At 63.0% G+C, this 24,874-nt stretch carries 20 protein-coding genes; 9 read left to right on the top strand and 11 right to left on the bottom strand.

Translation table 11 applies throughout. The features are described 5' to 3' along the window. Positions 1-262 precede the first annotated feature (262 nt). From J7302_RS12300 to csiR, 3 genes are all read right to left on the bottom strand, one after another. Positions 263-1,438 carry a hypothetical protein gene (locus J7302_RS12300; RefSeq protein ID WP_215374554.1) on the bottom strand — a complete coding sequence of 392 codons (1,176 nt, stop codon included), beginning with the start codon at positions 1,436-1,438 and terminating at the stop codon, positions 263-265. A 66-nt stretch (positions 1,439-1,504) separates the two neighbouring features. Beyond that, the gene (locus J7302_RS12295) at positions 1,505-2,842 is read right to left on the bottom strand and encodes a purine-cytosine permease family protein (RefSeq protein ID WP_251702024.1); all 1,338 of its coding nucleotides are present in this window, start codon (positions 2,840-2,842) and stop codon (positions 1,505-1,507) included. 237 nt (positions 2,843-3,079) lie between these two features. Continuing rightward, positions 3,080-3,781 (bottom strand): DNA-binding transcriptional regulator CsiR, encoded by a 702-nt coding sequence (gene csiR / locus J7302_RS12290; protein WP_215374552.1) that lies wholly within the window; start codon positions 3,779-3,781, stop codon positions 3,080-3,082. A 194-nt stretch (positions 3,782-3,975) separates the two neighbouring features. Between csiR and glaH the strand changes: the two genes are divergently transcribed. From glaH to J7302_RS12250, 8 genes are all read left to right on the top strand, one after another. Next, positions 3,976-4,953: a glutarate dioxygenase GlaH gene (gene glaH / locus J7302_RS12285; protein ID WP_215374546.1), complete on the top strand. Its 978-nt coding sequence runs from the start codon at positions 3,976-3,978 to the stop codon at positions 4,951-4,953. Between the two features lie 148 nt (positions 4,954-5,101). Continuing rightward, positions 5,102-6,352, top strand: a complete 1,251-nt coding sequence (gene lhgO, locus J7302_RS12280; protein WP_215374784.1) for an L-2-hydroxyglutarate oxidase — start codon at positions 5,102-5,104, stop codon at positions 6,350-6,352. Positions 6,353-6,389: 37 nt separating this feature from the next. Further along, a complete protein-coding gene (gene gabD, locus J7302_RS12275) occupies positions 6,390-7,838 on the top strand; it encodes an NADP-dependent succinate-semialdehyde dehydrogenase (protein WP_215374543.1) in 1,449 nt (482 codons plus the stop codon). A 38-nt stretch (positions 7,839-7,876) separates the two neighbouring features. Further along, on the top strand, positions 7,877-9,154 hold the full coding sequence (gene gabT, locus J7302_RS12270; protein ID WP_215374540.1) for a 4-aminobutyrate--2-oxoglutarate transaminase: 1,278 nt from the start codon (positions 7,877-7,879) through the stop codon (positions 9,152-9,154). A gap of 149 nt (positions 9,155-9,303) precedes the next feature. After that, positions 9,304-10,701, top strand: a complete 1,398-nt coding sequence (gabP, locus tag J7302_RS12265) for a GABA permease (RefSeq protein WP_215374537.1) — start codon at positions 9,304-9,306, stop codon at positions 10,699-10,701. A gap of 225 nt (positions 10,702-10,926) precedes the next feature. Next, positions 10,927-12,693, top strand: coding sequence for a sensor domain-containing diguanylate cyclase (locus tag J7302_RS12260; RefSeq protein ID WP_215374534.1), 1,767 nt, complete (start codon positions 10,927-10,929; stop codon positions 12,691-12,693). Positions 12,694-13,088: 395 nt separating this feature from the next. Next, entirely contained in the window at positions 13,089-13,748 is a 660-nt protein-coding gene (locus J7302_RS12255; RefSeq protein ID WP_215374531.1) for a glutathione S-transferase family protein, read from the top strand. 481 nt (positions 13,749-14,229) lie between these two features. Next, positions 14,230-14,622: a GFA family protein gene (locus J7302_RS12250; protein ID WP_215374528.1), complete on the top strand. Its 393-nt coding sequence runs from the start codon at positions 14,230-14,232 to the stop codon at positions 14,620-14,622. 497 nt (positions 14,623-15,119) lie between these two features. Here J7302_RS12250 and J7302_RS12245 read toward each other — a convergent pair whose 3' ends face one another. Beyond that, positions 15,120-15,482: a hypothetical protein gene (locus J7302_RS12245; protein ID WP_215374525.1), complete on the bottom strand. Its 363-nt coding sequence runs from the start codon at positions 15,480-15,482 to the stop codon at positions 15,120-15,122. Between the two features lie 267 nt (positions 15,483-15,749). Between J7302_RS12245 and J7302_RS12240 the strand changes: the two genes are divergently transcribed. Continuing rightward, positions 15,750-16,700 (top strand): phospholipase D family protein, encoded by a 951-nt coding sequence (locus J7302_RS12240; RefSeq protein WP_215374522.1) that lies wholly within the window; start codon positions 15,750-15,752, stop codon positions 16,698-16,700. Between the two features lie 161 nt (positions 16,701-16,861). Here the strand turns inward: J7302_RS12240 and mltA are convergent, their stop codons facing one another. The 7 genes from mltA to J7302_RS12205 all read right to left on the bottom strand — a co-directional run bounded on the left by mltA (position 16,862) and on the right by J7302_RS12205 (position 24,689). After that, positions 16,862-18,013 carry a murein transglycosylase A gene (mltA, locus tag J7302_RS12235; RefSeq protein WP_215374519.1) on the bottom strand — a complete coding sequence of 384 codons (1,152 nt, stop codon included), beginning with the start codon at positions 18,011-18,013 and terminating at the stop codon, positions 16,862-16,864. A 114-nt stretch (positions 18,014-18,127) separates the two neighbouring features. Then, the gene (locus J7302_RS12230; RefSeq protein ID WP_251702023.1) at positions 18,128-18,811 is read right to left on the bottom strand and encodes a hypothetical protein; all 684 of its coding nucleotides are present in this window, start codon (positions 18,809-18,811) and stop codon (positions 18,128-18,130) included. Then, the gene (locus tag J7302_RS12225) at positions 18,808-19,980 is read right to left on the bottom strand and encodes a methyl-accepting chemotaxis protein (protein ID WP_251702022.1); all 1,173 of its coding nucleotides are present in this window, start codon (positions 19,978-19,980) and stop codon (positions 18,808-18,810) included. The genes J7302_RS12230 and J7302_RS12225 overlap by 4 nt, the downstream gene beginning before the upstream one ends. Positions 19,981-20,059: 79 nt before the next feature. Continuing rightward, positions 20,060-21,313: an alginate export family protein gene (locus tag J7302_RS12220; protein WP_215374517.1), complete on the bottom strand. Its 1,254-nt coding sequence runs from the start codon at positions 21,311-21,313 to the stop codon at positions 20,060-20,062. Positions 21,314-21,673: 360 nt separating this feature from the next. Continuing rightward, a complete protein-coding gene (locus tag J7302_RS12215) occupies positions 21,674-22,465 on the bottom strand; it encodes an ABC transporter ATP-binding protein (protein WP_215374514.1) in 792 nt (263 codons plus the stop codon). Between the two features lie 67 nt (positions 22,466-22,532). Further along, positions 22,533-23,390 carry a nitrate ABC transporter permease gene (ntrB, locus tag J7302_RS12210; protein ID WP_215374512.1) on the bottom strand — a complete coding sequence of 286 codons (858 nt, stop codon included), beginning with the start codon at positions 23,388-23,390 and terminating at the stop codon, positions 22,533-22,535. Positions 23,391-23,405: 15 nt separating this feature from the next. Further along, positions 23,406-24,689, bottom strand: coding sequence for a CmpA/NrtA family ABC transporter substrate-binding protein (locus tag J7302_RS12205; protein WP_215374508.1), 1,284 nt, complete (start codon positions 24,687-24,689; stop codon positions 23,406-23,408). Between the last annotated feature and the right edge of the window lie 185 nt (positions 24,690-24,874).

Here is a 24,874-nt window from a genome sequence, read left to right as displayed (position 1 = left end):
GCCGATCCTCCGTCGGTAGGAGCGAGCTTGCTCGCGAATGGGCCCAGCACCTTCGCCAGCAAGCTGGCTCCTACAGGAGCCGCAGGCCGACGCCGATCCTCCGTCGGTAGGAGCGAGCTTGCTCGCGAATGGGCCCAGCGCCTTCGCCAGCAAGCTGGCTCCTACAAGAGACCTAGGCGGACGCTGATCTTTCGTCGGTAGGAGCGAGCTTGCTCGCGAATGGGCCTGCGCCTTCGCCAGCAAGCGGACTCAGGTCGGGCGGCTAGAAGTAGTACCCAATGTTGCTGTAGAGCTGGTTCTCCCAGCGGTCGCTGCCGCCGGCCCCAAGGCTCTGGGTGTAGCTGCTGCCACCGATGTACGGGTCGTTCTTGCCGTGCAGCCATTCCAGGGCAATCCACAGTGGGCCGAAGCTGAAGGAGCTGCCGGCAATGAAGCGTTGGGAGTCCTGGAAGGCGCTCTCGTCCTTGTCGAACAGGCTGTAGTTGGCGTAGAGCTTGATACCCGACAGCCAGCCGTACTGCCCGGCGATGTCGTAGCTGAGGTCGGCCAGGTAGAGGTTGCCCTTGGCGGCGACGTTGAAGGTGCCGTCGAAGCTACCGAAGGTCACCAGGCGGTCGTCGCCCGGATTCTTCGGCGTCATCTGCTGCCTTGCCGCCTGGGCTTGTACGCCCCAGGCGCCGTGCTTGCCGGAGAAATGCAGGGCGGCGGTATAACGATGGCCGTCGCGGTCGGTGTCCTGGTTCTCCAGCGTCGAGGCGAGGCCCGAGAGGCCGATTTCCGATTTCCAGCCGCCGGCCTCGAATTGCCGCGCCAGGCGCCCGACGAAGATGTCCTGCTCGTGGTTGTCGCTGCCGTCGACCACATAATCATCGGCTGTGGCCACGTTGGTGCCATAGGTGCGACCGCCCCGGCTGGTGCCTTCGCCCTGCTCGGCGGGGATCGGGTAGTAGGCCGCCTGCAGATCCCAGTCGCCGCTCTGTTGCAGGTACTTGAAGCCGATGTTCTGGGTGTCTTCCAGGCCGATCACGTTGCCCAGGCTTTCGAAGAAGGTGCTGCCGAAGTAGGGCAGCAGGCCAAAGGGAATCGGCGTCTGGCCCACCTGCAGCTGCTGCTCAGGGGAGAACTTGTAGCCAACCCAGGCGTACTCGGCGAAGGAGATGTCGCCCACTTTGTCGGTGTAGTCAAACGGGTAGGCATCGCCGTAGAAACGGTACTTGGCGGCGGCGATCCAGGTGTCGGAATGGTAGTCCGCCGTGAGGAAGAAGGTATCGAAGCTGAACTTGGAAAGGTCCCGGTCCGGGTCATAGTCCAGGCGTCCGCGGATGGCACCGCCGAGGTCGAGGTTGTCGGTAATTTCCACGGCGCTGGCTGGCAGGGCGAGGCCGATGGCGAGCAAGGTTGCAAAAATCGAGTTAAGCCGAGTGTGTTGCAGGTTCATTGACCGCTCCGGTGTTCTTGTTGTGGGCTGCGGAGTAAAGGGCCGCCCGGAGGCGGCCGGGGGATATCAGCCGAGATCGCCCTGGGGCAGGGCACGGCGGAACAGCACGGGCACCGCCAGGTAGCCGACGAAGGCCACCAGGAAGGCTGCTGGCGCAGAGCTGGTCGCCAGGTCGGCATTGCCACTGATGTGCAGGGCGATACCGACCGACGCCGAGACGAACCAGGCGAACAGGCCGCGGGCGCGGAAGGCTGGCAAGCCGTCGAGGCAGTACTGCGCGGTGCGCGAGAAGAGGATGTGCGCCAGGGTGATCGCCACCCAGCCGACAATGAAGATGCTCTGGTAGGCCAGCGCCTGGAGGATGTAGCTGAACACGTCGAGCAACATCAGCAGGTAGACCACTACGCCGCTCAACAGCGCCCAGACTACATAGGGCACTCGCGCCAGGCCCAGGTGGGCGAAGAAGGCTTGCATGTTGGTGGCGGCGAGGAAGAAGTTGCCGGTGTTGATACGCGTCTGGCTGATCCAGACGAACAGCAGGCCGCCCAGGCCCATCAGCTTGATGATCGCCAGCACCACCGAGACTTCACTCAAGCCGCCTTCGGTCGGAATGGTGGCGGCGAGGAAAATGCCCACCAGACCGTTGAGCAGGAAGGCCACGGCATAGAACGGCATGCCGAAGTTGAAGCGGGCGTGATAGTTGCTGTCTTCCTGGCGCCCAAAGCGGGCGTAGTCCCAGGTGTACATCATCAGAACCCACACACCCATGAAGTAGGTGAAGCAGTTCCACCAGCCGTGCTCGACCGGCCCACCTGCCGGTGCCATGGCCAGCCAGGCGGGCGAGTAGCCGTACTCGGCGATGGCCATTGCCACCGCTGCCACCAGACCGAGCAGGTAGAAGGGCAGCAGCACGCCGTTGAGCTTGTCGAGCCAGCGCATGGCGTTGCCGAAGATCAGCAGCACGCTGTAGCAGACCACCAGCAGGAAGGCTGCATGCAGGCCGATGGCGGGGAAGTAGTGCTGCAGCGCCACCGCCATGACCGAGCCTTCAAAGACGCTGTAATAGATCGCCGTAGCGCTGAAGATCAGCGTGGCCAGCGCCGCGCCCGTCTTGCCGAACAGCACCTGGGAGAACTGCGCCACCGACAACCCGGTGGCGATGGCGTGGCGGGTGATGACCGCATTGATCACGCCGTAGCTGATCACCGACAGCACCAGACCGATGATGGCGTTCACCGTGCCGTAGCCCATGGCCAGGGCGGCGGCGACCACCAGGTAGAACATCGCACTGCAAATGCCCCACCAGGCCATCGTCAATGAGCCACGGCTGAGCCGCTGAGAGTCCGGCACTGCGCCTTGGGATTGTTCAGGGGATGAATCGTTGTTCGAGAGTGCACCAGCCATGACCGTACCTTTCTTGTTGTTGGAGTGAGAGGCTCCGAAACAGTAAGGAAATCCGGTCGAGCTGAATTTGCGTTTGGCGCATGGGTTTTTGCGCTTGGGTGTACAGGTCAGGGCAGGCCGTTGGCCATCTCCGTGAATGAACTCACTCCCCCGATGGTGCTGTGCTCGGGGCGAGTTTTTGCTGTGGGGGCGAATTCATTCGCAAAGGGCCGCGCAGCGGCCCCAAGAACATTCCAATCAGCGCGCGGCGTTACCCAGGCCACCCGCCTGCATGATCTCGGCAATGATCGGCACCGGGGTCATCAGGTGGCTGCGCATCATCTCGCTGGCGCGCTTTGCGTCACGGGCAAGGATGGCCTCGACCAGTGAGGCATGCTCCTGGCGCTTGAGCTCCAGGGCCTGTTCCGAGAACACCGTCTGCGTCAGCCACAGGTGGCGGTAGCGCTCGGCCTGGTCGAACAGATAGGTGCGCGCCTGCAGCAGATGTTTGGAGCCGCAACCGGAGGCGATGGCAGAGTGGAACGCCTTGTGGCGTTCGTCCCAAATATCCAGGCGCTGCTCGCGGGTCTTCACTTCCATCACCTTGGCCAGCGTGTGCGAGCTGGCCAGAACCGAAGCCTCCCAGGCGTCGTCGCCACGCTCGATGGCCAGGCTGACGATCATCGCCTCCAGGTTGGCGCGGGCATCGTAGATGTCCTTCATTTCTTCCAGCGACATCGGGGCGACGCGATAGCCCTTCTGGCTGATGGCGACCACCAGGTGCTCGGCTACCAGTTGCGACAGCGCCTCACGCAGAGGGCCGACGCCCAGGTCGTAGCGTTCCTTCAGGGCACTCATCAGCAGCTTCTCTCCGGGCTTGAACACGCCACGGATGATGTCCTGCTTGAGCCACTCATATCCGCTGAATGCTGAGTTTTGACGGGGAGCGAGAGCTTCCAAGGTCCTGTTCCTCAAAGCGTTTTGCGGATCATACCCAAACGTCGTATAGACGAAAAACAATAGACAAACGTGTGTTTTGAATTCGTTTGATAAAAATGTAGACATTTTTGTTTAGTGGCGATATTTTTGAATCGCCCGCCTGATCCAGATCATTGCTGGACGGCGAAATCCAACACCAATGTCAGGACACCGCCATGAACGCCTTTACGAAGATCGAGGACCTTGTGATGCCACTGCCGCTCGAGACCCGGGGTTACACCGTCACACCCTCGAAGCAGTCGCCCCGCCTCCTCGAGCTGACCTTCGCCCGCGAAACGGTCGAAGCTTTCGTCAAGGCCGTGGCCGAGTGGCCGGTCCAGGCGCTGGAGTACAAATCCTTCCTGCGCTTCCGCGTTGGCCAGATTCTCGATGACCTGTGCGAAGGCACCCTGCGCCCGGTCCTGCTGAACACCATCCTCGGCCGTTCCACTGGCGGGATGCTGATCAAGCCTGAAGGCCTGGATGACGTTTCCCAGGCCGAGGACATGGTGAAGTTCACCACCGCCTGTGCACACCTGATCGGTCGTTCCAACTTCGATGCCATGAGTGGCCAGTACTACGCCCGCTTCGTGGTGGTGAACACCGATAACTCCGACAGCTACCTGCGCCAGCCGCACCGCGTGATGGAGCTGCACAACGACGGTACCTTCGTCGACCAGATCACCGACTACGTGCTGATGCTGAAGATCGACGAGAAGAACATGGAAGGTGGCAACTCCCTGCTGCTGCACCTGGACGACTGGGAAGATCTGGACGCGTTCTTCACCCACCCGCTGGCTCGCCGTGACATGCGCTGGACCGCGCCGCCGAGCAAGAACACCACCAAGGACGTGTTCCACTCGGTGTTCGATATCGACGCCGAAGGCCGCCCGACCATGCGCTACATCGACCAGTTCGTGCAGCCGGCCAACTTCGAGGAAGGCGTCTGGCTGCACGCCCTGTCGGAATCCATCGAGGGCAGCGAGCAGAAACTGTCGATCCCGGTGCCGGTGGGCAGCTTCCTGCTGATCAACAACCTGTTCTGGCTGCACGGTCGCGACCGCTTCATCCCGCACGACGGCCTGCGTCGTGAGCTGATGCGCCAGCGTGGCTACATCAGCTTCCAGAAGCCGATGTACCAGCGCGGTCAATAATCAATGGAGCGCGGCGGAGGGTTGTCCTTCGCCGCGCGCAACAGTTGTAGGAGCGCGCTTGCTCGCGAAGGTCCCGCGCACGGACATTCGCGAGCAAGCCCGCTCCTGCAGGCAGTTTTCAGCTACGCCAGTGCGCGAGGTAATGGCTGTGTACGACTTCATCATCATCGGCGGCGGCATCGTGGGTATGTCCACGGCCATGCAACTGACCCAGGTCTACCCGGACGCGAAGATTCTCCTGCTGGAGAAGGAATCCGGCCCGGCCCGTCACCAGACCGGCCACAACAGCGGTGTGATCCACGCTGGCGTCTACTACACCCCGGGCAGCCTCAAGGCGCGCTTCTGCCTGGAAGGCAACAAGGCGACCAAGGCCTTCTGCGACAAGCACGGCATCCGTTACGACGAGTGCGGCAAGCTGCTGGTGGCCACCAACGAGCTGGAAATGGAGCGGATGCACGCGCTCTGGGAACGCACCGCGGCCAACGGTCTGAAACGTGAATGGCTGTCGGCGGCCGAACTGCGTGAGCGCGAGCCGAACATCGTCGGCATGGGTGGCATCTTCGTGCCGTCCAGCGGCATCGTCAGCTATGCCGAGGTCACCGCTGCCATGGGGCGCGAGTTCCAGGCCGCCGGTGGCGAGATCCGCTACAACGCCGAAGTGGTCGCCCTTGACGAGCGCGCCGACGAAGTCGTGGTGCGCACCACCACCGATGAGTTCCGTGGCCGCTACCTGGTGACGTGCTCCGGGCTGATGGCCGACCGCATCGTGCGCATGCTCGGCGTCGAGCCGCAGTTCATCATCTGTCCCTTCCGTGGCGAGTACTACCTGCTGCCGAAGAAACACAACCAGATCGTCAACCACTTGATCTACCCGATCCCCGACCCATCCATGCCGTTCCTCGGCGTGCACCTGACCCGGATGATCGACGGCACCGTCACCGTCGGCCCCAATGCGGTGCTGGCGATGAAGCGCGAGGGCTATCGCAAGTCCGATATCTCCTTCTCCGACATGTTCGAGACCCTGACCTCGCCCGGCATCCTCAAGGTGCTGGCGAAGAACCTGCGTCCCGGCCTGATCGAGATGAAGAACTCCCTGTTCAAGGGCGGCTATCTCAAGGAAGTACAAAAGTACTGCCCCAGCATCACCAAGGGCGACCTCACCGAATACCCGGCCGGCGTGCGTGCTCAGGCGGTCTCCCGCGAGGGCAAGCTCATCGACGACTTCCTGTTCGTCAACACCGCGCGCAGCGTGAACGTGTGCAACGCGCCGTCACCGGCCGCCACCTCGGCCATCCCGATCGGCGCCTACATCGTCGAGAAGGTCCGCGAGCAGATCGCCAGCCAGGGCGCTGCCTTCGTAAAGCCAGCCACTCATAACAACCAGCGGGCCGCCGGCTGAGCCGACGTCACCGCCCCGACACATGAGGATGACAAGCGTGCAACTCAACGATTCCAACCTGTTCCGCCAGCAGGCCTACATCGATGGCGTCTGGGTCGATGCCGATAACGGCCAGACCCTCAAGGTCAACAACCCGGCTACCGGCGAAATCATCGGCAGCGTGCCGAAGATGGGCGCGGTCGAAACCCGCCGCGCCATCGAGGCCGCCGAGCGTGCGTTGCCGGCCTGGCGTGCGCTGACCGCCAAGGAACGCGCCAACAAGCTGCGCCGTTGGTTCGAACTGATGATGCTGCATCAGGAAGACCTGGCTCGCCTGATGACCCTGGAGCAGGGCAAGCCACTGGTGGAGTCCCGCGGCGAGATCGCCTACGCGGCGTCTTTCCTCGAGTGGTTCGGTGAAGAGGCCAAGCGTGTCTATGGCGACATGATCCCCGGCCACCAGGCCGACAAGCGCCTGATGGTGATCAAGCAGCCGATCGGTGTCACTGCGGCGATTACCCCGTGGAACTTCCCCTCGGCGATGATCACTCGCAAGGCCGGCCCGGCCCTGGCCGCCGGCTGCACCATGGTGCTCAAGCCTGCTTCGCAGACCCCGTATTCCGCCCTGGCCCTGGCCGAACTGGCCGAGCGCGCCGGCATCCCGAAAGGCGTGCTGAGCGTGGTCACCGGCAGCGCTGGCGAAGTCGGCGGCGAGCTGACCAGCAACCCGATCGTACGCAAGCTGACCTTCACCGGCTCCACCGAAATCGGCCGCCAGCTGATGGCCGAATGCGCCAAGGACATCAAGAAGGTGTCCCTGGAACTGGGCGGCAACGCACCGTTCATCGTCTTCGATGACGCTGACCTGGACGCCGCCGTCGAAGGCGCGCTGGTCTCCAAGTACCGCAACAATGGCCAGACCTGCGTCTGCGCCAACCGCCTGTACGTCCAGGACGGCGTGTACGACGCCTTCGTCGACAAGCTGAAGGCCGCTGTCGCCCGCCTGAATATCGGCAATGGCCTGGAAGCCGGCGTCACCACCGGTCCCCTGATCGACGAGAAGGCCGTGGCCAAGGTCCAGGAGCATATCCAGGACGCGGTCAGCAAAGGTGCCAAGGTTGTCGCCGGTGGCAACCCGCACAGCCTGGGCGGCACCTTCTTCGAGCCGACCATCCTGATCGACGTGCCGAACAATGCTGCCGTGGCCAAGGAAGAGACCTTTGGCCCGCTGGCGCCGCTGTTCCGCTTCAAGGACGAGGCCGACGTGATCGCCATGTCCAACGACACCGAGTACGGCTTGGCCGCCTACTTCTATGCCCGCGACCTGGGCCGCGTGTTCCGCGTGGGCGAAGCGCTGGAGTACGGCATCGTCGGAATCAACACCGGGATCATCTCCAACGAAGTCGCGCCATTCGGTGGCATCAAGGCTTCGGGCCTGGGCCGTGAAGGCTCCAAGTACGGCATCGAGGATTACCTGGAAATCAAATACCTGTGCATCGGCGTGTAATCACGGCGGACATTCATCAAGCGTCAATTGGAGCGAAAATGAACACCAACCAGAGCCTGCAACAACGCCGCATGGCTGCCATTCCCCGTGGCGTCGGCCAGATCCACCAGGTATTCGCCGAGCGCGCCGAGAACGCCACCGTGTGGGACGTCGAAGGTCGTGAGTACCTCGACTTCGCTGGCGGCATCGCCGTGCTCAACACTGGCCACCTGCACCCGGGCGTCATGGCTGCCGTGCAGGAGCAACTGGCGAAACTGACCCACACCTGCTTCCACGTATTCGGCTACGAGCCCTACGTGACCTTGGCCGAGAAGATCAACCAACTGGTGCCGGGCAACTTCGAGAAGAAAACCCTGCTGGTCACCACCGGCGCCGAAGCGGTGGAAAACGCGATCAAGATCGCCCGCGCCGCCACTGGCCGTAACGGCGTGATCGCTTTTACCGGCGCCTACCATGGCCGCACCCAGTACACCCTGTCGCTGACCGGCAAAGTGGTGCCGTACTCCGCCGGCATGGGCCTGATGCCGGGCGGCGTGTACCGCGCGCAGTACCCGAACGCCCTGCATGGCATCTCGGTCGACGAGGCCATGGCCAGCATCGAGCGCATCTTCAAGAACGACGCCGCTCCCAGCGACATCGCCGCGATCATCCTCGAGCCGGTGCAAGGGGAGGGCGGCTTCAACGTCGCACCCAAGGACTTCATGGCCCGCCTGCGCGCCCTGTGCGACCAGCACGGCATCCTGCTGATCGCCGACGAAGTGCAGACCGGCGCTGGCCGTACCGGCACCTTCTTCGCCATGGAGCAGATGGGGGTAGCCCCGGACCTGACCACCTTCGCCAAGTCCATCGCCGGTGGCTTCCCGCTGGCCGGTGTCGCTGGCCGTGCCGAGGTCATGGACGCCGTTGCCCCGGGCGGCCTGGGCGGCACCTACGCGGGTAGCCCGGTTTCCTGCGCCGCGGCCCTGGCGGTGATCGAAGCCTTCGAGAACGAAAAGCTGCTGGACCGTGCCAAGTCCGTGGGTGAAATCCTCACCACTGGCCTGCGCAAGATCGGCGAGCGCCATGCCAGCATCGTCGAGGTTCGCAACCTGGGCGCGATGGTCGCAGTCGAGCTGTTCGAAGGCGGCGATCTGGCCAAGCCAGCGGCCGAGCTGACCGGCAAGATCGTCGCCAAGGCGCGCGAGAAGGGCCTGATCCTGCTGTCCTGCGGCACCTACTACAACGTCCTGCGGATCCTCGTGCCGCTGACTGTCAGCGACGCCGACCTCGAGCGCGGCCTGGCCATTATTGGCGAGTGCTTCGACGAACTGGCTTAAGGCTTCCGAGCGTCACCCCTGGTCTATTGCTCAACCCGTCCCTGCCCCGGAAACCGTCCCGGGCAGGACGGGCTTTTTTTGATTTCGCGTCAGGCTCCTGCGGGTGCCGACGCTGCTCTCACGGGCATGACAACAACAAAGGTAATGCCATGCAGACTCACAAGAACAACCTGAGTCATGGGTTGAAATCGCGGCATGTCACCATGCTGTCCATCGCCGGTGTCATCGGTGCCGGCCTCTTCGTCGGTTCCGGCCGCGCCATCGCCGAAGCCGGTCCGGCCACCATCCTGGCCTACATCTTCGCCGGTGCGCTGGTCGTCCTGGTGATGCGCATGCTGGCCGAAATGGCCGTCGCCTCGCCGGATAGCGGCTCCTTTTCCACCTACGCCGATCAAGCCATTGGCAAGTGGGCCGGCTACACCATCGGCTGGCTTTATTGGTGGTTCTGGGTCCTGATCATCCCCATCGAAGCCAACATCGCCGCCACCATCATCAACACCTGGGTACCGCAACTGGATATCTGGGTGCTGTCGCTTGTGATCACTCTATTGCTCACTGCCACTAACCTGTTCAGCGTGAAGAACTACGGTGAGTTCGAATTCTGGCTGGCGCTGGTCAAGGTGGCGGCGATCGTCGGCTTCATCATCCTCGGTGCCTGCGCCATCCTCGGCCTGCTGCCGAACACAGGCGTCAGCGGCGTTTCGCGACTGTGGGACACCGGCGGATTCATGCCCAACGGCTTCGGTGCCGTACTCAGCGCCATGCTGATCACCATGTTCTCGTTCCTTGGCGCGGAAGTGGTGACCATCGCCGCGGCCGAGTCCGATGCGGCTGAGAAGCAGATATCCAAGGCCACCAACTCGGTAATCTGGCGGATCACCCTGTTCTACATCCTTTCGATCTTCATCGTCGTCGCCCTGGTGCCCTGGACCGATCCACGCCTGGCCACCGAAGGCTCCTACGTCACAGTGCTGGACACCCTCGGCGTGCCGCATGCCAAGGCCATCATCGACGTCGTCGTGCTGACCTCGGTGACCAGCTGCCTCAACTCCTCGCTCTACACCGCCTCGCGCATGCTCTATTCCCTGAGCCGTCGCGGCGATGCACCGGCCTGCGCGCGCGTCACCACCAGCACCGGCACCCCGATCTACGCCGTGCTGCTGTCCACCGCCGCCGCCTTCCTGACCGTGATCGCCAACTACCTGGTGCCCGCCAAGGTGTTCGGCTTCCTCATGGCCAGCTCCGGCGCCATCGCCCTGCTGGTGTACCTGGTCATCGCCATCTCGCAACTGCGCATGCGCAAGCGGATGATCGCCGAGGGCAAGCCGATCCAATACCGCATGTGGCTGTACCCCTGGCTGACCTGGGGCGTGATCGCCTTCATCGTCAGCGTGCTGGTGGTGATGCTGTTCCGTCCGGATCACCGCATCGAAGTCCTCGCCACCGCCGTGCTGAGCATCCTCGTGGTGTGCTCCGGCCTGCTGGTGACCCGCCGCCGCGCGAAAGAGGAAGGCATTGTGGGTAATTTGCAGGTATCTGAGCGCTGATCCTGCAAACGTAGCCCGGACTTCAGTCCTGGGAATGCCTGTACCAAGCCCCCGGACTGAAGTCCGGGCTACGTGTCTGAGACGTCTTGAAGAGAATCCCCCTACAAAGCTGTCAGCACTTTCTCGGGGGTCATGACGTTAGATCGCCATTATGGGTAGACTGCAGACTCCTATGGCCGATAAACGCCAGGCGGCTCATTACAGTCCTGGCGAAGCAGAGTCCAGATGCAGCCCTTGTACTCTCTCAAGGTGCCGGAGAGCGCCAACGATGAGCGATTCGATGGTCTGGCACGCCTGGCCAGATGCCATTTCGGCGTCATGGCTGTGCTGGTCACGACTGGCATCGAAGACCGGCAAGAGGTCAGGACATGCGACGGCATGGCCTTCAGCAATGCATCCCGGATTGGTTGCTTCGGCAAGCCCTGGGGAGGCGCCGACGTGCTCCTTGTCGTCCCCGACGCCCATTGCGACGAGCGCTTCCGTGATCACGACCTGGTAGTGGCTGCTCCCCATGTGCGTTTTTTTGCCGGTTGCCCGCTGCGGGGCCCGGATGGCGGCCTGCTGGGCATGTTGTGCCTGCTGCACGACCAACCCCGTGAACTGGACGCAACCCAGCAGCACGTGTTTCGCGAACTCGCCCAATTGGCAGCTGACATGCTTGCGCGGGAAGAGACGCACACCCACCTTCAGCGGGAACTCGATGCGTTGCGCGAAAGCGAAAGGCGCATGGCGCTCGCCATGGCCGGAAGCGGTACCGGTATCTGGGACCGCAACGTGGCGACCGGCGAGATTCATTACTCCACCGGTTGGAAAGCGATGCTGGGGTATGCCGAGCACGAAGTCGGCAATCGCATCGAGGAGAGCTATACCCGTGTCCACCCGGCGGACCTCGATTATGTGAGAGCGACCATCCTGGCTCACTTCGAGCAGCGAACCGACGCGTACGAAGTGGAACACCGCATCCGCTGCCGGGACGGTAGCTACAAATGGGTCTGCAGCCGCGGCAAGGTCGTCGAGCGCGATGGGGCCGGCAAACCATTGCGCATGATCGGCACGACCACGGACATCACCGCCATGCGCACCCTGTCGGAGCGGGTGCAGCAGACCGCCGAGCTGATGACCGACCTGACCAACGAGATACCGGGCATGGTCTTCCAGTACCGTCGGCAGCCGGACGGCACCTCGCGCTTCTCCTATGTCAGTGCCGGGGTTCGGGACATCTACGGACTCACGCCGGAGCAACTGGCCGGAAGCGCGGAGGCGCTGCATGCAATCATCCACCCGGACGACTTGCCGCGATACCTGGCTTCCTTCGAAGTCTCCGCGAGCGACCTGACACCCTGGCACCTCGAGTACCGTGTGCAGCTGCCGGGGCAGGGGATCCTCTGGCGCCAGGGCGATGCGCGTCCCAGGGGGCTGGAGGATGGTGGCGTGCTCTGGCACGGCTTCATCACCGATATCACCGAACGCAAGCAGATCGAGGCCGAGCTGCAGGTGTTCGCCACTACGGACTTCCTTACCCAGCTGTCCAACCGCCGGCATTTCATGCACCAGCTCGAAGCCGAACTGGCCCGAGTGCAGCGCTCCGCAGACCATTGCGCAGCTATCCTCATGTTCGACCTGGATCATTTCAAGTCAATCAACGACCGCTGGGGCCACTCCGTCGGCGACCAGGCTTTGCGCCATTTCGCGAGGATCCTGTGTGCGCAGCTGCGCAAGACCGATGCTGCTGGCCGGATGGGGGGTGAAGAGTTCGCAGTGGTGCTGAGCAACGCGAATATCGACGAGGCCAAGACCTTCGCCCAGCGCATCCAGCACGAACTCGCCGAGTCACCCCTGCTGCATGGCGACGAGCGAATCTCCCTGGCCATCAGTGTCGGCATTACGGCCATCGACGCCGATGACGCCACCGCCGAGTCCGCACTCTCGCGCAGCGATATGGCGCTGTACCGCGCCAAACGCAGCGGCCGCAACCGCATCGAGTGCTTTTGAGCACCGATCCTGCGGGTGCGAGTTCATTGGCAAATGACCTCGCCCCGAAGTGGGCCTCCTGGAGAGCCGGTAGACAGCAAGAGTGGTGTCCACCAAGGGAGATCCAGGCTGCCTCGCTGTTGGAGACCGGTTTGAGTCGACCCATTGCCGCCATCCACTTCACCGATGTCAATGCCAGGTAGGCAGCGGAAACGGCACTATCTGGGAGTGGCTGGGGACCGCATTCCGAAGGGGCTGTAGCCCGTCATTCGTGAACGGTTCGGTTGCCTCCAAACCATCCGCGTCTAGGCTAAGGCTGACATGAAGGTCCGGAGCAAGGCTGGGCATTCCTTCATCGGCGCATCGCCTGCAAGCGGAATGCGATTGGCAAGTGCTCAGAAACAGGTGGTCTAGCTATGTCGCTCGTGCTCTACGGTCATCCTTTCTCCTCGTACACGCAGAAAGCCCTTATCGCGCTGTACGAGAACAATACGCCGTTCGAGTTTCGCTGCCTTGGGCCGGACACTCCACAGCACTCGGCGGACTGGCTGCGGCTGTGGCCCCTGGGCAAGTTCCCTGTGCTGCTCGATGGCGAGCGCAGCATCGCCGAGACGAGCATCATCATCGAGTATCTGCAATTGGCGCATGGGGGGCCTTTGCGTTTGTTGCCAACCGAACCGATGGCGGCCCTGGACGTGCGCTTCCTTGATCGCTTCTTCGACCTCCATGTGATGAGCCCGGTGCAGCATGCGGTCAGTGGGGCTCTGACGGGCGACGCGACGAAGCGCCGGGACGGCCTTGAGACCGCAGTGGAGAAGCTGGAGCGCGCGTACGCCTGGCTCGAAGGGCATCTGGCCGACAGGCTGTGGGCGGCGGGTGAAGATTTCACGCTCGCTGACTGTGCGGCGGCGCCGTCGCTTTTCTACGCCGACTGGACGCACCGCATCTCCGATGTCTACCCCGTGCTTCGAGCGTATCGCAGGCGCCTGCTGGCACGCCCCTCGTTCGCCCGGGCCGTCGATGAAGCTCGCCCATACCGGCCGCTCTTCCCGCTCGGTGCGCCCGACCGGGATTGAGCTCGTCCGCGCACGTTGGGGCCTGCGTTTCGCGCGGCTGACGCTTCCGCTCACAGCCGAAGCGGCCAAGCGGTCCGTGAATCTGAAGCGTCGCTGCTGACCGATCTCTGTCAGTCATGACCGGCAGAAGTCGGCCTTTGCAGTCGTTTAGCTGCTAATTTTACAGCGACCGATAATGGCCATCGGCGAGGTCACGTCGGCGCGTCACTCGGGAAGGCCGGCCTTGCGGTAGCCATCAATCAGATGCTCTAGCCTCGCAGCGTCGCGGAATCGCCCCGTCGTGGCCCAGCGGGTGGAGCATCGTGGACGCCTGCTTTATAGATCTCGACATACTGCTCACAAGATTCCGGCACGCGCAGTCGAAGGTTTATTTTCTCGCCGCTGTAAAGCCTACAGCCGAAAAGGCTGGCGAATCTTTCATGAATGCCCGACAGGGCTCGTCGTAAGCATTCCGATCGCTTGATTTTAGAGGAGACGCAGCATGGAGCGATTCAGGGGCGGTTGCCTTTGCGGCAACGTCCGAATTGTGGCGTCGGGACTCCCATACCGGGTCGGCCTTTGTCACTGTCTCGACTGCCGCAAGCATCATGGGGCGCTTTTTCACGCATCCGCGGTATTCCCTCAGGATGCGGTGACGATTGAAGGCGAAACACGCGACTATGCCGGGCGGTTTTTCTGTCCCCGCTGCGGCTCGTCCGTGTTCGCACGCACTGCCGACGAAATCGAAGTGAACCTGGGATCCCTGGATGCCCCTGACCAACTGATGCCAACCTACGAAAGCTGGATCATCCGTCGCGAGTCCTGGTTGCCTCCGTTTCCGCTGGCGAGACGATACGAGCGCGATCGTGACGCCACGAGTCGCTTTGAGGAATAGGTGGCACGAACGGTGCGAGGTAGCCTCTGCAGCAGTTGGGCCCGAGCAACGAGCTCCCTTATTGTCACCGCTGCTGCGATAAGGCTATGTCCGCTGCTGGCCCTGGCTGTAATTCGCCGCTTTGAAGTCGACTGGCAAGCAACCATCAGCACCCGAGCCCGTCGGGCTTCGCTCCTCTCATCGCATTCCACAAAGAAAGCGCCGCCCCCTGGGCGGTGCTTTCGTTTTCAGCCTCGCCACCACCTCGGCGGCAGGCTGCCAAAGCATCCGCTGCTTTCTCATACACCATCAGGTGCAATCGCGCCTGCTGCCAATGGGGCGCCAAACCCAATCACGGGAATGACCGTGACGGGACGCTGGATAGGCAGGCTTGGAGGGGAGGGCAAGTGAACAGCAAGCAACGCGGCCCGACTTGTCTTTGCTCCCAGGTTGGGCCGCTTCAGTGGTGAGCGCCGGCCAGCGCCCTTGTGATTCTTCGCAAAGGGCGCTGCAGGCTATCAGTAGTTCCTGAACTCGGTGCCGAAGAACACGCCAAAGCGCGGGTCGTAATACTGGATCACCACCCGTGGGCGATGGGGGTAGTAGTAGCGATCGTAGTAGTAAGGCTGTGGCCCGATGACGAATCCCACATGTGGCGAGATGATGACTCGCGGATGGTGGTGATGCTTGAAGCCCCTGTGGCGCGGGGCGTAATACTTGTGGCCGTAGTAGGGACGGTGGAAGCGGGCGCCGTGACCGCCGCCGTTCCAGGCCAACATCATCTCGCCGCTGCCGTTGCTGCTGGCCCAGGGTTGCTGACCGAGGGCCTGGCCTGCCACTAAGCAGGCGAAGATCAGGAACAGGAATTTGAGGATACGCATGGCCAATCCTCCACGCCGTCCCCCACTATTACCCCGCTTTTTCATTATAGGTTTGACCTGACGACCCCCAAAGCTCTGGGACCGTCCCTTCGTCGGTGCGTTGCCGTGCAGCCTCTGGTGCTTTTCGGGCTTCAGTCGCTGTTGTCAACGCAACATTTTCCATTGGGGAAACAAGAACCACACACTCCCCGTCAGGAAAAACAAGAATTCAGGACCGCGCCCGTGCGAAAATGCGCCATCTGCAGGACTTAATTTGCTGGAGACTGTATGGAAATCCTGGATCACCAAGACAACCTCGAGGGTTACCTCAGTGAACTGGTCGACAAGAGGATCACGATCGTTTCCGCCTTTGCGAGCGGCACCGAGCCCCTGCTCGGCGCACTGCGCGAGAACGGCAACCAACTGGATATCGTTGTCGGCAGCATCAACTCGTTCACTTCGCCGGATTTCATCGACTTTTGCGTGAACGAGGCCGATGAGGGGCTTTCGTTGTCGGTGGATTTTCGCTACCAGGGCAGCGTCAACTGGAAGCTCTATCTGATCGAGCCTGACGTCGTGATCGTGGGCAGCGCCAATCTCACCCAGGTTGGTCTCAGCCTGGTTCGTGATACCTGCGTGGTCATACAGGATGCCGATCTCTACCAGGCCTATATGGACAAGGTCCAAGCCCTGAAGGCAACTGACGGCGTCATGGCTTGCAGTCATTCCCAGGCATTCGAGGATGCGCTGGAGGAATATCGGGTCAACCACCGCCGTATGCAGGCGGGTCTGGCGCGGACTTCGGAATACCTGGACAGCGAAAGCTGGCTGGGGGATGACTCCAACCAGAGCATTCCGCTGTTCATCTGGTACAGCGACCATTCCGAAGCGTCCGAGGACGAAGCGCGCAAGTACCTCAAGTCCAGCAGTGATGGTGTTGCCTGGGACGACGTGCGGGAGTTCTTCACCTACGAATGCGCCGAAGGAGCATTGCCGTACGAAGAGGGCGACGTCGTGCTCACGGCCCGCTGCAATGGCTCGCACATCGGCTTCTACACCTTCGACCGTATCCTGTATCGCGACGGCGTTTACTACATCTACGCCTATCGCAAGAAGCGCTACACCATGCCGTTCAAGCTTGAAGGTGCCAAGGACCGTCTCAAGGAAGCCATTCCGTCCTGGTACGAAGAGAGCCGAACCGAGCTCAATCGCGCCGATATCGCCCGCTTCATCAACTGACGGACGATCCGTTCGGCTCTGCCGAGGTTCGTTGCCGGGTGCCAGCAGAGCTCGCTCCTACAGTCCATCAGCGAGCTCGATAGTGGGGCCTTGTACGGTGGAGTATCCGCTCAGCGGTTCTCCACCGTGGGGGCCAGGCTACGCCGCTTGATCCAACGCCCTCACTGGGCGTTGGGCAACGCGACGCCTTTTGGCCACAACATCCAGATCTGTCCTTGCTGCTTCATGTTGCCCGCCAGTTCACCGGCCTCGGCGCCAGTGCCCCAGAACAGGTCGGCGCGGACTTCGCCGGCAATGGCGCCGCCAGTGTCCTGGGCGGCCACGGGCCGGGTCACCGGGCTGCCATCCGGTCGTGTGGTCGATAGCCAGAGCAGACTGCCAAGCGGAATCACCTTGCGGTCGATGGCCACGCTGTAGCCGGCCGTCAGCGGCACGTTGAGCGACCCACGTGGGCCTTCGTTGCTGTCGGGGTTCTGGGTGAAGAACACATAGCTGGGGTTGCTCGCCAATAGCTCAGGCACGCGCTCGGGGTTCGCCTGGGCCCATTCTCGAATTTTGCCCATGCTCACTTCTTCTCGCTTGAGCTGACCTTGCTCGACCAACCAACGACCCACGGGCCGGTATGGGTGGCCGTTCTGGTCCGAGTAGCCGACGCGCAGCTGCCGGCCATCGTCCAGCTGGATGCGACCGGAGCCCTGGATCTGCAGGAACTGCAGATCCATCGGGTCGCTCAGCCATGCCAGCACCGGGGCGTTCACGCCCTGGCTGCGGATGGTGGCCGCATCGTCATAAGGCTTGAGTACGCGCCCTTCGAGGCGACCACGCAAGCGCTTGCCCTTGAGCTCGGGGTAGAGGCTGTCGAGCGCCACGACGATCATGTCGTCGGGGATGCCATAGACCGGCACGTGGGTGTGCTCGCTGCGCTCCAGGCTGCCCGGGTAGACGGGCTCATAATAGCCGGTGATCAAGCCCTGAGCGCTGTTCTTGGCCGAGCGCAGGCTATAAACGTCGAGTTGCGCGCTGAGGAAGGTCCGAATTGGCTCGGCGCTTTCCGGCACGGTGGCAGCGGTGCTGCACGGCGCGGCCCAGATCGGGTCCTTGGCCAGTCGTGCGCAGGCCGAGCGCCAGGCGTTGAAGCCGCTGATGAGGTCTTGATCGCCGGTGGCGGGCAAGTCGCTCCAGGCGGCTTTGGCGTAGGGGGAGACTTTCGGCGGCGGGGGGCTGGGCTTGTCGCCGTCGCATCCCGCCAGCAGGGCAATGAGGGGAGCCGAGCACAGCAATAGCCGGCCCCAGCGGAAGAAGGGGGCAATCACGTGGTGGTGTTCCTGGTGGACGAATCAAGGCGGGTAGCTTGGTGAAACCCACGCGTGGCGTCAAACGCCGTGGTCCGCCATGCCCAGGTTGAGCGGCTCTCGATCTCGCGCCAGCTAGTGGCCCAGCGTTCGGCGAATCCCCTCGATGCGGCTATCGATCAGTGGTGTGAGCAGGGCATAGAGCTGCGTGGGCTGGATGCCCGGTTCGCCCTGTCGGAGCAGTTCATGGCGCAGGCGCGTCAGGGCTTCGTGCAACGGTCGATCCGCGTCGGTATGGAGGCGGTCGTGCAAGTACTGCAACTGGATGCGCAGTTCCAAAGGGCATTGCTGCTGTGCTGCTGCGCGTATCGAGAGTCCGCGCAGGCGCCCCAGGTCTTCGACTTGCCAGCAACGTTCGGCGATCACCGGCGCGGTCTTGAGCAGGTAGCAACGCCGATACTCCAGATGTTGGATACGCCCGAGCAAGCGTTCGAGGAGGCGGCAGTGTCCTTCGAAATCACCCGGCGTGCGCTGCAAATCGTTCCAGGTCAGGAGATGTGCCTTGTCCGTCCAATCACGCCACGCGGGGCCGAGTTGTGCAACCAGTTCCTGGCAGCGCTGCACGGCTTCACGGCCAGTCTGCCCGCCGAGGGCGCGATGACGCTGGACGCCCTGCAATAGCTCAAGGCCGCGCAGCAGCATTTGGCTCAGTTCCTGTTCGTTGCGTTGCCATTTCGCTCGGCCAGCGAGCATCGCAATCGTGCAGCCGAGGATCAGGAGACCCAGGGGCAACAAGGTTTGAATGGATTGTTCGGTCATCGCGCGGCCTCGCCGGTCAAGCGCGCCAAGTGGCGGGTCAGGTCGTGCAGGCTGCGGGTCTGCACGCTCTGCGCCTGCAGGCTGTCGCTGATCTGCTGTAACTGTTCACACAGGTCCTGGTTGGCCTGGTGATGGTCGCCCAGCGCGTGCTGCATGCTGCTGAAGCTTTGCAGATTCTCCTGGCTGCGCTGGGCGAGGCGATCGAGGCTGACGGCCAACCGATAGCTGTGCTCGCTGCCGCGCTCCAGCAGCTCCCTGTGGTGGCCAACCTCGCGATCCACCTGGTGGACGGCCGTCGCAATGGAGGTCGCCGCGCTGGTGATGTCACGCGTTGTTGCATCGGTTGCCGACGCCATCCGCCGGACTTCCTCCGCCACCACCGCGAAGCCACGGCCTTGCTCTCCGGCTCGGGCTGCCTCGATCGAGGCGTTGAGGGCGAGCAGTTGCGTCTGCTTGGCAAGGTCCTGGATTCCCTGCACCGATTGCTCGACCAGGGCGGTGCTGTGCAGGAGGTGTTTCACAGCCTGGGCGGTGTTGCCGAGGCTATCGCGTATCTCGCTCATCCCGACGCCCAGCTCCTGCGCTGCCTGGCGGCCTTCTTCGCCTTGGGCGAGGGCGCTGGAGAAGGCTTGCCGGGCGTCTTCGACCAGGACCTCGACACTCTCCAGGCTGCGTTCGATCTGTTCGCTGGCGGCGGCGATCATGCTGACCCGCTGGCTCTGTTCGCTGCCCTGGGTATGTGCTTTTTGCGCCAGTTGCTCCAGCGCCTGGCCCGCGAAGCGGACCTCGCTGTGAAGACGCTCGCTGCCGCGCAGATGCTCGTTGCAAAGCACCAGCAGGCCGGCGGAATCCTCATTTACTCGCGCGCGCAACAGCCGGGCCAGTTCCTCGAACCAGAAGTGCTCGCTGGCGCGACAGCGGCGCAGATGCAGGTGCAGGGCCGCGCCCAGGTAGAGCGAGGCGATGAGCAAGCCGAAGGCTCCGCCATTCAGGCCGGCATAAGCGAGGGCGGACGCCGCGAAGGCTGCGCTCATGGGCAACCACACCGGCGCGGGGGTACTGGCCAGCAGTGCGATGCCCGGCTCAAACAGCGGACCGAGGGGCCCGGCCCCGAGAGCGGATGCGTCGAGTTCGCGCCGGGAAAACGTCATGGTAGGGCTCTCGCTCATGCTCATGGTCTCGTTCTGAAGGGGCGGAGCGCGGCATCAACCGCACTCCGCTGCAGTGCCCTTGGCGGGCAGGCAAAGGTCAGAAGGTGTATTGCAATTGCAGCCAGACCTTGTCGGTATCGACGGTGCGGGCCTCGTCGTCCGAGCTGTAGCTGGCGTACTTGGCCAGGCCGACCAGGCCCTTCACGCCCGGAATCGGGTGGGCATAGGACAGGTCGATTTCATCGCCGTAGCTGTCACTGTTCCGCTCGGTTTTGAAGTCGTGGTACCAGGCCTGCAGGGTCCCGCCGGCCAACGGCGCGGTGAAGCCGATATAGGCGTCCTCGATGCCGTCGGCGGGCGTGGTGAGGAACTGGTCGGCCCAGCCCTGGAAGATGTGCTTGGTTGCCAGGGGCGTCTGGAAGGCGCGGTTGCCGGTGCCGTTGTCGCCGCCGAGCACCTCGTAGCCGCCCTTCAGTTGCACGCCTTTGAGCGTGTAGCCCAACTCAGCCAGGTAGTACTCGCTGTCCAGGTCGACCGGGTTGTCGGCGTAGTCCTTCTGCTGCGCGTACTCCAGCGCGTAGCTGAAGCCCGCGACGATTCCGTTGAGGCGCAGGCCGCTGGTTTTGCTGGAGAGGCTGCCCAGCGGGGCGGTGGTGGTCACGGCGATGTTGTCCAGGCCGAGCAGGTAGCCGTAGGCCGTCACCGTCAGTTCCGGCATGACCACGTACTGGGCATTGATCAGGTGGCTGTGGCCTTCGATGTTGGCCGGGTTGGTGCGGTTGTCGTAACGGCCGTTGTCCGGGCCGAAGATGGTGTTGATGTTGTCGACGTAGGCGTAGGTCAGGGTCAGGCCGTCGAGCGGTTTCAGCTGGGCGAGCGCGCCGTCGTAAGTCTGCTCGTTCTGCCGCCAGGCCACTCCACCGATGAAGCGCTGGTTGTCCAGATTGATGCGCTGGCGACCGAACACGCCATTGCCGTATTGGTGGTCGTAGCGAACCAGGGCCTGATTGAACTCGGTGCCGTCCGGGTCCACGACCATGGCGTATTCCTTCTGGCCGTTGCGGGTGTCGTTGTAGGCGGCGTCACCCAGGCGGCTGACGTTGTCGACTTCGACAAGGCCGGACAGGCCGTACCATTTGCCGCTCTGGAAACCGACGCGGGTGCGCAGGGTCTGGGCGTTGGCGTCACGCAGGGCGTTATCCTGGTCGACGTTCTCGAAGCGGTAGCGGGCGTCGAGGATCGGCTTGCCCTGGGTGAGCAGATTGCCGAGATCCTCTTGTGCAAGTGCGGCGTGGCTGAAGGTGGTAGCGGTAACGGCCAGCGACAGCAGGGACAGCTTGATCATGCGCATAACGGATTTCCTGTTTGCCAAATTGCGCAAAAAAAAACGCCACGGTGCCCGCGCTCCTGAAGTGGAGGGGGAACGGTGACGTCGTTGTCGGTTGAGTGGCAGACACGCCGTTGTGCTGACCGGGGAGGGTCATAGCAGGCAACGTGCCATTTTGGTCAAGTTGTTGATTGTTAAGTATTTCTTGTTTCTTTAAGAACACTTGGCGATTAAGCGATGCACCGCCCTAGCTCATTCCGCATTGAATAAGTGCAGGTGCTGGGAGGTTCGATCGGCATGGCCTGGAATTGATGCGACGCGGACACGGAACGGCGGGCAAAGAAAAGCCCGGCTCAAGGCCGGGCCTGGCGGAGGGGCTGGGGCTCAGGCCGCGGGGCGTTGCTGGCGTTGGTAGAGGAACTCCAACACGGCGGTGCGGTACTGGTGGTAGCGCGCATCGTTGGCCAGGGTCAGGCGGTCGCGCGGGCGGGGCAGGTCGACCTGCACGATATCGCCGATGGTGGCAGCGGGGCCGTTGGTCATCATCACGATGCGGTCGGATAGCAGCACGGCCTCGTCGACATCATGGGTGACCATCACCACGGTGCTTTGCGTTTCGCCCACGATGCGCAGCAGCTCGTCCTGCAGGTGCGCGCGGGTGAGGGCGTCCAGCGCGCCGAAGGGTTCGTCCATCAGCAGCACCTTGGGTTCCATGGCCAGGGCGCGGGCGATGCCGACCCGTTGTTTCATGCCGCCGGAGATCTCGTTGGGGTGTTTGTGCATGGCATGGTCCAGGCCCACCATGTGCAGCGCGGCGCTGGTGCGCTGCTTGAGCTGCGCCTTGCTTTCCTTGCCGCTGAAGACCTTCTCCACGGCCAGGAAAACATTGCCGAAACAGGTCATCCAGGGCAGCAGGCTGTGGTTCTGGAACACCACCGCACGCTCCGGCCCGGGGCCGTCGATCTCACGGCCGTTGCAGATCAGCCCGCCTTCGCTGGCCTCCAGCAGACCGGCAATCAGGTTCAGCACGGTGGATTTGCCGCAGCCGGAGTGGCCGATCAGCGAGACGAACTCTCCACGGGAGATGTTCAGGTTGACGTCCGAGAGGGCCTGGAAGCGGCCTTTGCGGGTGTCGAAATGCTTGCTGACGCGGGTCAGCTCCACGAATTTTTCCATTTACGGTTCTCCCGCTCTTGGTAGGAGCCAGCTTGCTGGCGAATGCCGCTCGCCCCCGGAGGAATGTTCAATTGCTGTAATCGAAACGCTTGGCCAGCCACACCAGGCTCTGCTCCAGCGCCAAGCCGACGAGGCCGACGATGATGATGGCGATGAGGATGTGCTCGACGTTGAGGTTGTTCCACTCGTCCCACACCCAGAAGCCCAGGCCAGTGCCGCCGGTGAGCATTTCTGCGGCGACGATCACCAGCCAGGCGACGCCGATGGCCAGGCGGATGCCGGTCATCAGGTGTGGCAGCACGGCGGGGAAGAGGATGCGCGTCAGCACCTTGAACTCCGAGAGCTTCAGCACCCTGGCCACGTTCAGGTAGTCCTGCGGCACGCTGGCCACGCCTGCCGCTGTGTTGAGGATGATCGGCCAGATCGAGCTGATGAAGATCACCCAAATCGAGGCGGGGCCGGCGGCCTCGAAAACCAGCAGGCCGATCGGCAGCCAGGCCAGCGGAGAGACAGGACGCAGCAGGCTGATGATCGGCGAGAGCATTTTGGCCAGGAAGGCGAAGCGGCCGATGGCGAAGCCCAGCGGAATGCCAATCAGCGCCGCCAGGCCGAAGCCCAGTCCGACGCGACCGAGCGAGTGGAGGATGTTCCAGCCGATGCCCATGTCGTTCGGACCGTTGTCGTAAAACGGATCGGCAAACAGTTCCAGCGCCGAATACCAGGTGGACAGCGGCCCCGGCAGGCCTTCGCTGCGCGCGGCGACCAGGGCCCAGACGCCGATGAACAGCAGAATGCCGAGCAGGGGCGCAATCACGGCTTTCGCCAGTGTGGCCAAGGCCTCCGCGCCAGGCAGGGCCTGGCGCGGAGCCGCGCTGGGCGCGACTTTGTTGGCCACGGTCAGTGGCGTTATCAGGGGAGCGTTCATTCTGGGCCTCCGCTATCAGGCTTTTATCGCAAAGGATTGGGCATAGGCGGCAGGGTTGGAGCCGTCCCAGAGCTTGCCGTCGATCAGGGTGCTGCTGCGCATCTGGGTCAGCGGCACGGGCAGGCCGAGGGCGCTGGCGGCTTCAGCGAAGAGCTTGGTCTGGTTGACCTTGGCGGCCACCGCGGCGTAGTCGGGGTCTTCCTTGATCAGGCCCCAGCGCTTGAACTGGGTCATGAACCACATGCCGTCGGAGTGGTAGGGGAAGTTCACGCTGCACTCTTTGCAGAAGGCCATGGCGTGCTTGTCCTGCCAGCTGTTGCCCAGGCCATCCTCATAGTTGCCGAGGAAGCGCTGCTCGATGACTTCTGTCGGCGCGTTGACATAGGCCTTGCCGGAGATGAGCTTGGCAGTGGCCTTCTTGTTCTCCTCGCTGGCCTCGATGAAGCGGCTGGCGTCGAGAAGAGCCATGACCAGGGCGCGAGCGGTGTTGGGGTTCTGCTCGACGAAATCGCGCGAGCAGCCCAGCACCTTCTCCGGATGGTCGGCCCAGATCTGTTGGGTGGTCACGGCGGTGAAGCCGATCTTGTCGAAGATCGCCCGCGCGCCCCACGGCTCGCCGACGCAGAAGCCGTCCATATTGCCGACGCGCATGTTGGCGACCATCTGCGGTGGCGGCACGGTGATGGTCTTGACGTCGCTCATGGGGTTGATGCCATGGCTGGCCAGCCAGTAGTACAGCCACATGGCGTGGGTGCCGGTGGGGAAAGTCTGGGCGAAGGTCAGCGGATTGCCACCTTTCTTGATGTGCGCGGCGAGCTGTTCGCCGTTGGTCACGCCTGCTTCCTTGAGCTGCCTGGACAGGGTGATGGCCTGGCCGTTCTGGTTCAGGCCCATGAGCACGGCCATGTCCTTCTGTGGGCCGGCCACGCCGAGCTGGGAGCTGTACATCATCCCGTAGAGGACGTGCGAGGCATCCAGTTCACCGGTGTTCAGCTTGTCGCGCACGCCGGCCCAGGAGGCTTCCTTGCTGGGGGTGATGGACAAGCCGTATTTGGCAGCGAAGCCCTGGGTGGCGGCGACCACCACCGAGGCGCAGTCGGTCAGCGGAATGAAACCCACCTTCAGGGCAGCCTTTTCCGGTGCATCCGAGCCTGCGGCCCAGGCGGTGCTGCGCAGGAAGCCGGGGGCGGAGAGCCCCAGCGCGGTGATACCACCGACGGTGCCGGCGACGGCGATGGACTGCTTGAGGAAGTTGCGACGGCTGTTGTTAACCGGGTCTTTGGAATCACGCTCACTCATGGAGTTGTCCTTGATAAGAGGCAAAACAAAAACGGCGTCGCCAGAACACCGGGTATGCAGGTGTTCGAGCGGACGCCGTTGTCCGTGATCCGCGGCCCGCCGCCGTTGGCGCGCTACGCAGGAGTCTGCAGGAGGAACTGCAAAGGCCTTGCCAGTTTTGCCTGAGGCTCACATCGCCCTGCCGG

The sequence above is a fragment of the Metapseudomonas boanensis genome, assembly GCF_018704125.1.
Taxonomy (GTDB): Bacteria; Pseudomonadota; Gammaproteobacteria; order Pseudomonadales; family Pseudomonadaceae; genus Metapseudomonas; species Metapseudomonas boanensis.
This window is presented reverse-complemented; position numbering and strand designations above follow the sequence as displayed.

Bases quoted from the DNA above. Each gene is read 5' to 3' on its own strand.
- J7302_RS12300 (WP_215374554.1), bottom strand. From the start codon at position 1,438: ATGAACCTGCAACACACTCGGCTTAACTCGATTTTTGCAACCTTGCTC.
- J7302_RS12295 (WP_251702024.1), bottom strand. From the start codon at position 2,842: ATGGCTGGTGCACTCTCGAACAACGATTCATCCCCTGAACAATCCCAA.
- glaH (WP_215374546.1), top strand. From the start codon at position 3,976: ATGAACGCCTTTACGAAGATCGAGGACCTTGTGATGCCACTGCCGCTC.
- gabT (WP_215374540.1), top strand. From the start codon at position 7,877: ATGAACACCAACCAGAGCCTGCAACAACGCCGCATGGCTGCCATTCCC.
- gabP (WP_215374537.1), top strand. From the start codon at position 9,304: ATGCAGACTCACAAGAACAACCTGAGTCATGGGTTGAAATCGCGGCAT.
- J7302_RS12260 (WP_215374534.1), top strand. From the start codon at position 10,927: ATGCAGCCCTTGTACTCTCTCAAGGTGCCGGAGAGCGCCAACGATGAG.
- J7302_RS12255 (WP_215374531.1), top strand. From the start codon at position 13,089: ATGTCGCTCGTGCTCTACGGTCATCCTTTCTCCTCGTACACGCAGAAA.
- J7302_RS12250 (WP_215374528.1), top strand. From the start codon at position 14,230: ATGGAGCGATTCAGGGGCGGTTGCCTTTGCGGCAACGTCCGAATTGTG.
- J7302_RS12245 (WP_215374525.1), bottom strand. From the start codon at position 15,482: ATGCGTATCCTCAAATTCCTGTTCCTGATCTTCGCCTGCTTAGTGGCA.
- J7302_RS12240 (WP_215374522.1), top strand. From the start codon at position 15,750: ATGGAAATCCTGGATCACCAAGACAACCTCGAGGGTTACCTCAGTGAA.
- J7302_RS12230 (WP_251702023.1), bottom strand. From the start codon at position 18,811: ATGACCGAACAATCCATTCAAACCTTGTTGCCCCTGGGTCTCCTGATC.
- J7302_RS12225 (WP_251702022.1), bottom strand. From the start codon at position 19,980: ATGAGCGAGAGCCCTACCATGACGTTTTCCCGGCGCGAACTCGACGCA.
- J7302_RS12220 (WP_215374517.1), bottom strand. From the start codon at position 21,313: ATGCGCATGATCAAGCTGTCCCTGCTGTCGCTGGCCGTTACCGCTACC.
- J7302_RS12215 (WP_215374514.1), bottom strand. From the start codon at position 22,465: ATGGAAAAATTCGTGGAGCTGACCCGCGTCAGCAAGCATTTCGACACC.
- ntrB (WP_215374512.1), bottom strand. From the start codon at position 23,390: ATGAACGCTCCCCTGATAACGCCACTGACCGTGGCCAACAAAGTCGCG.
- J7302_RS12205 (WP_215374508.1), bottom strand. From the start codon at position 24,689: ATGAGTGAGCGTGATTCCAAAGACCCGGTTAACAACAGCCGTCGCAAC.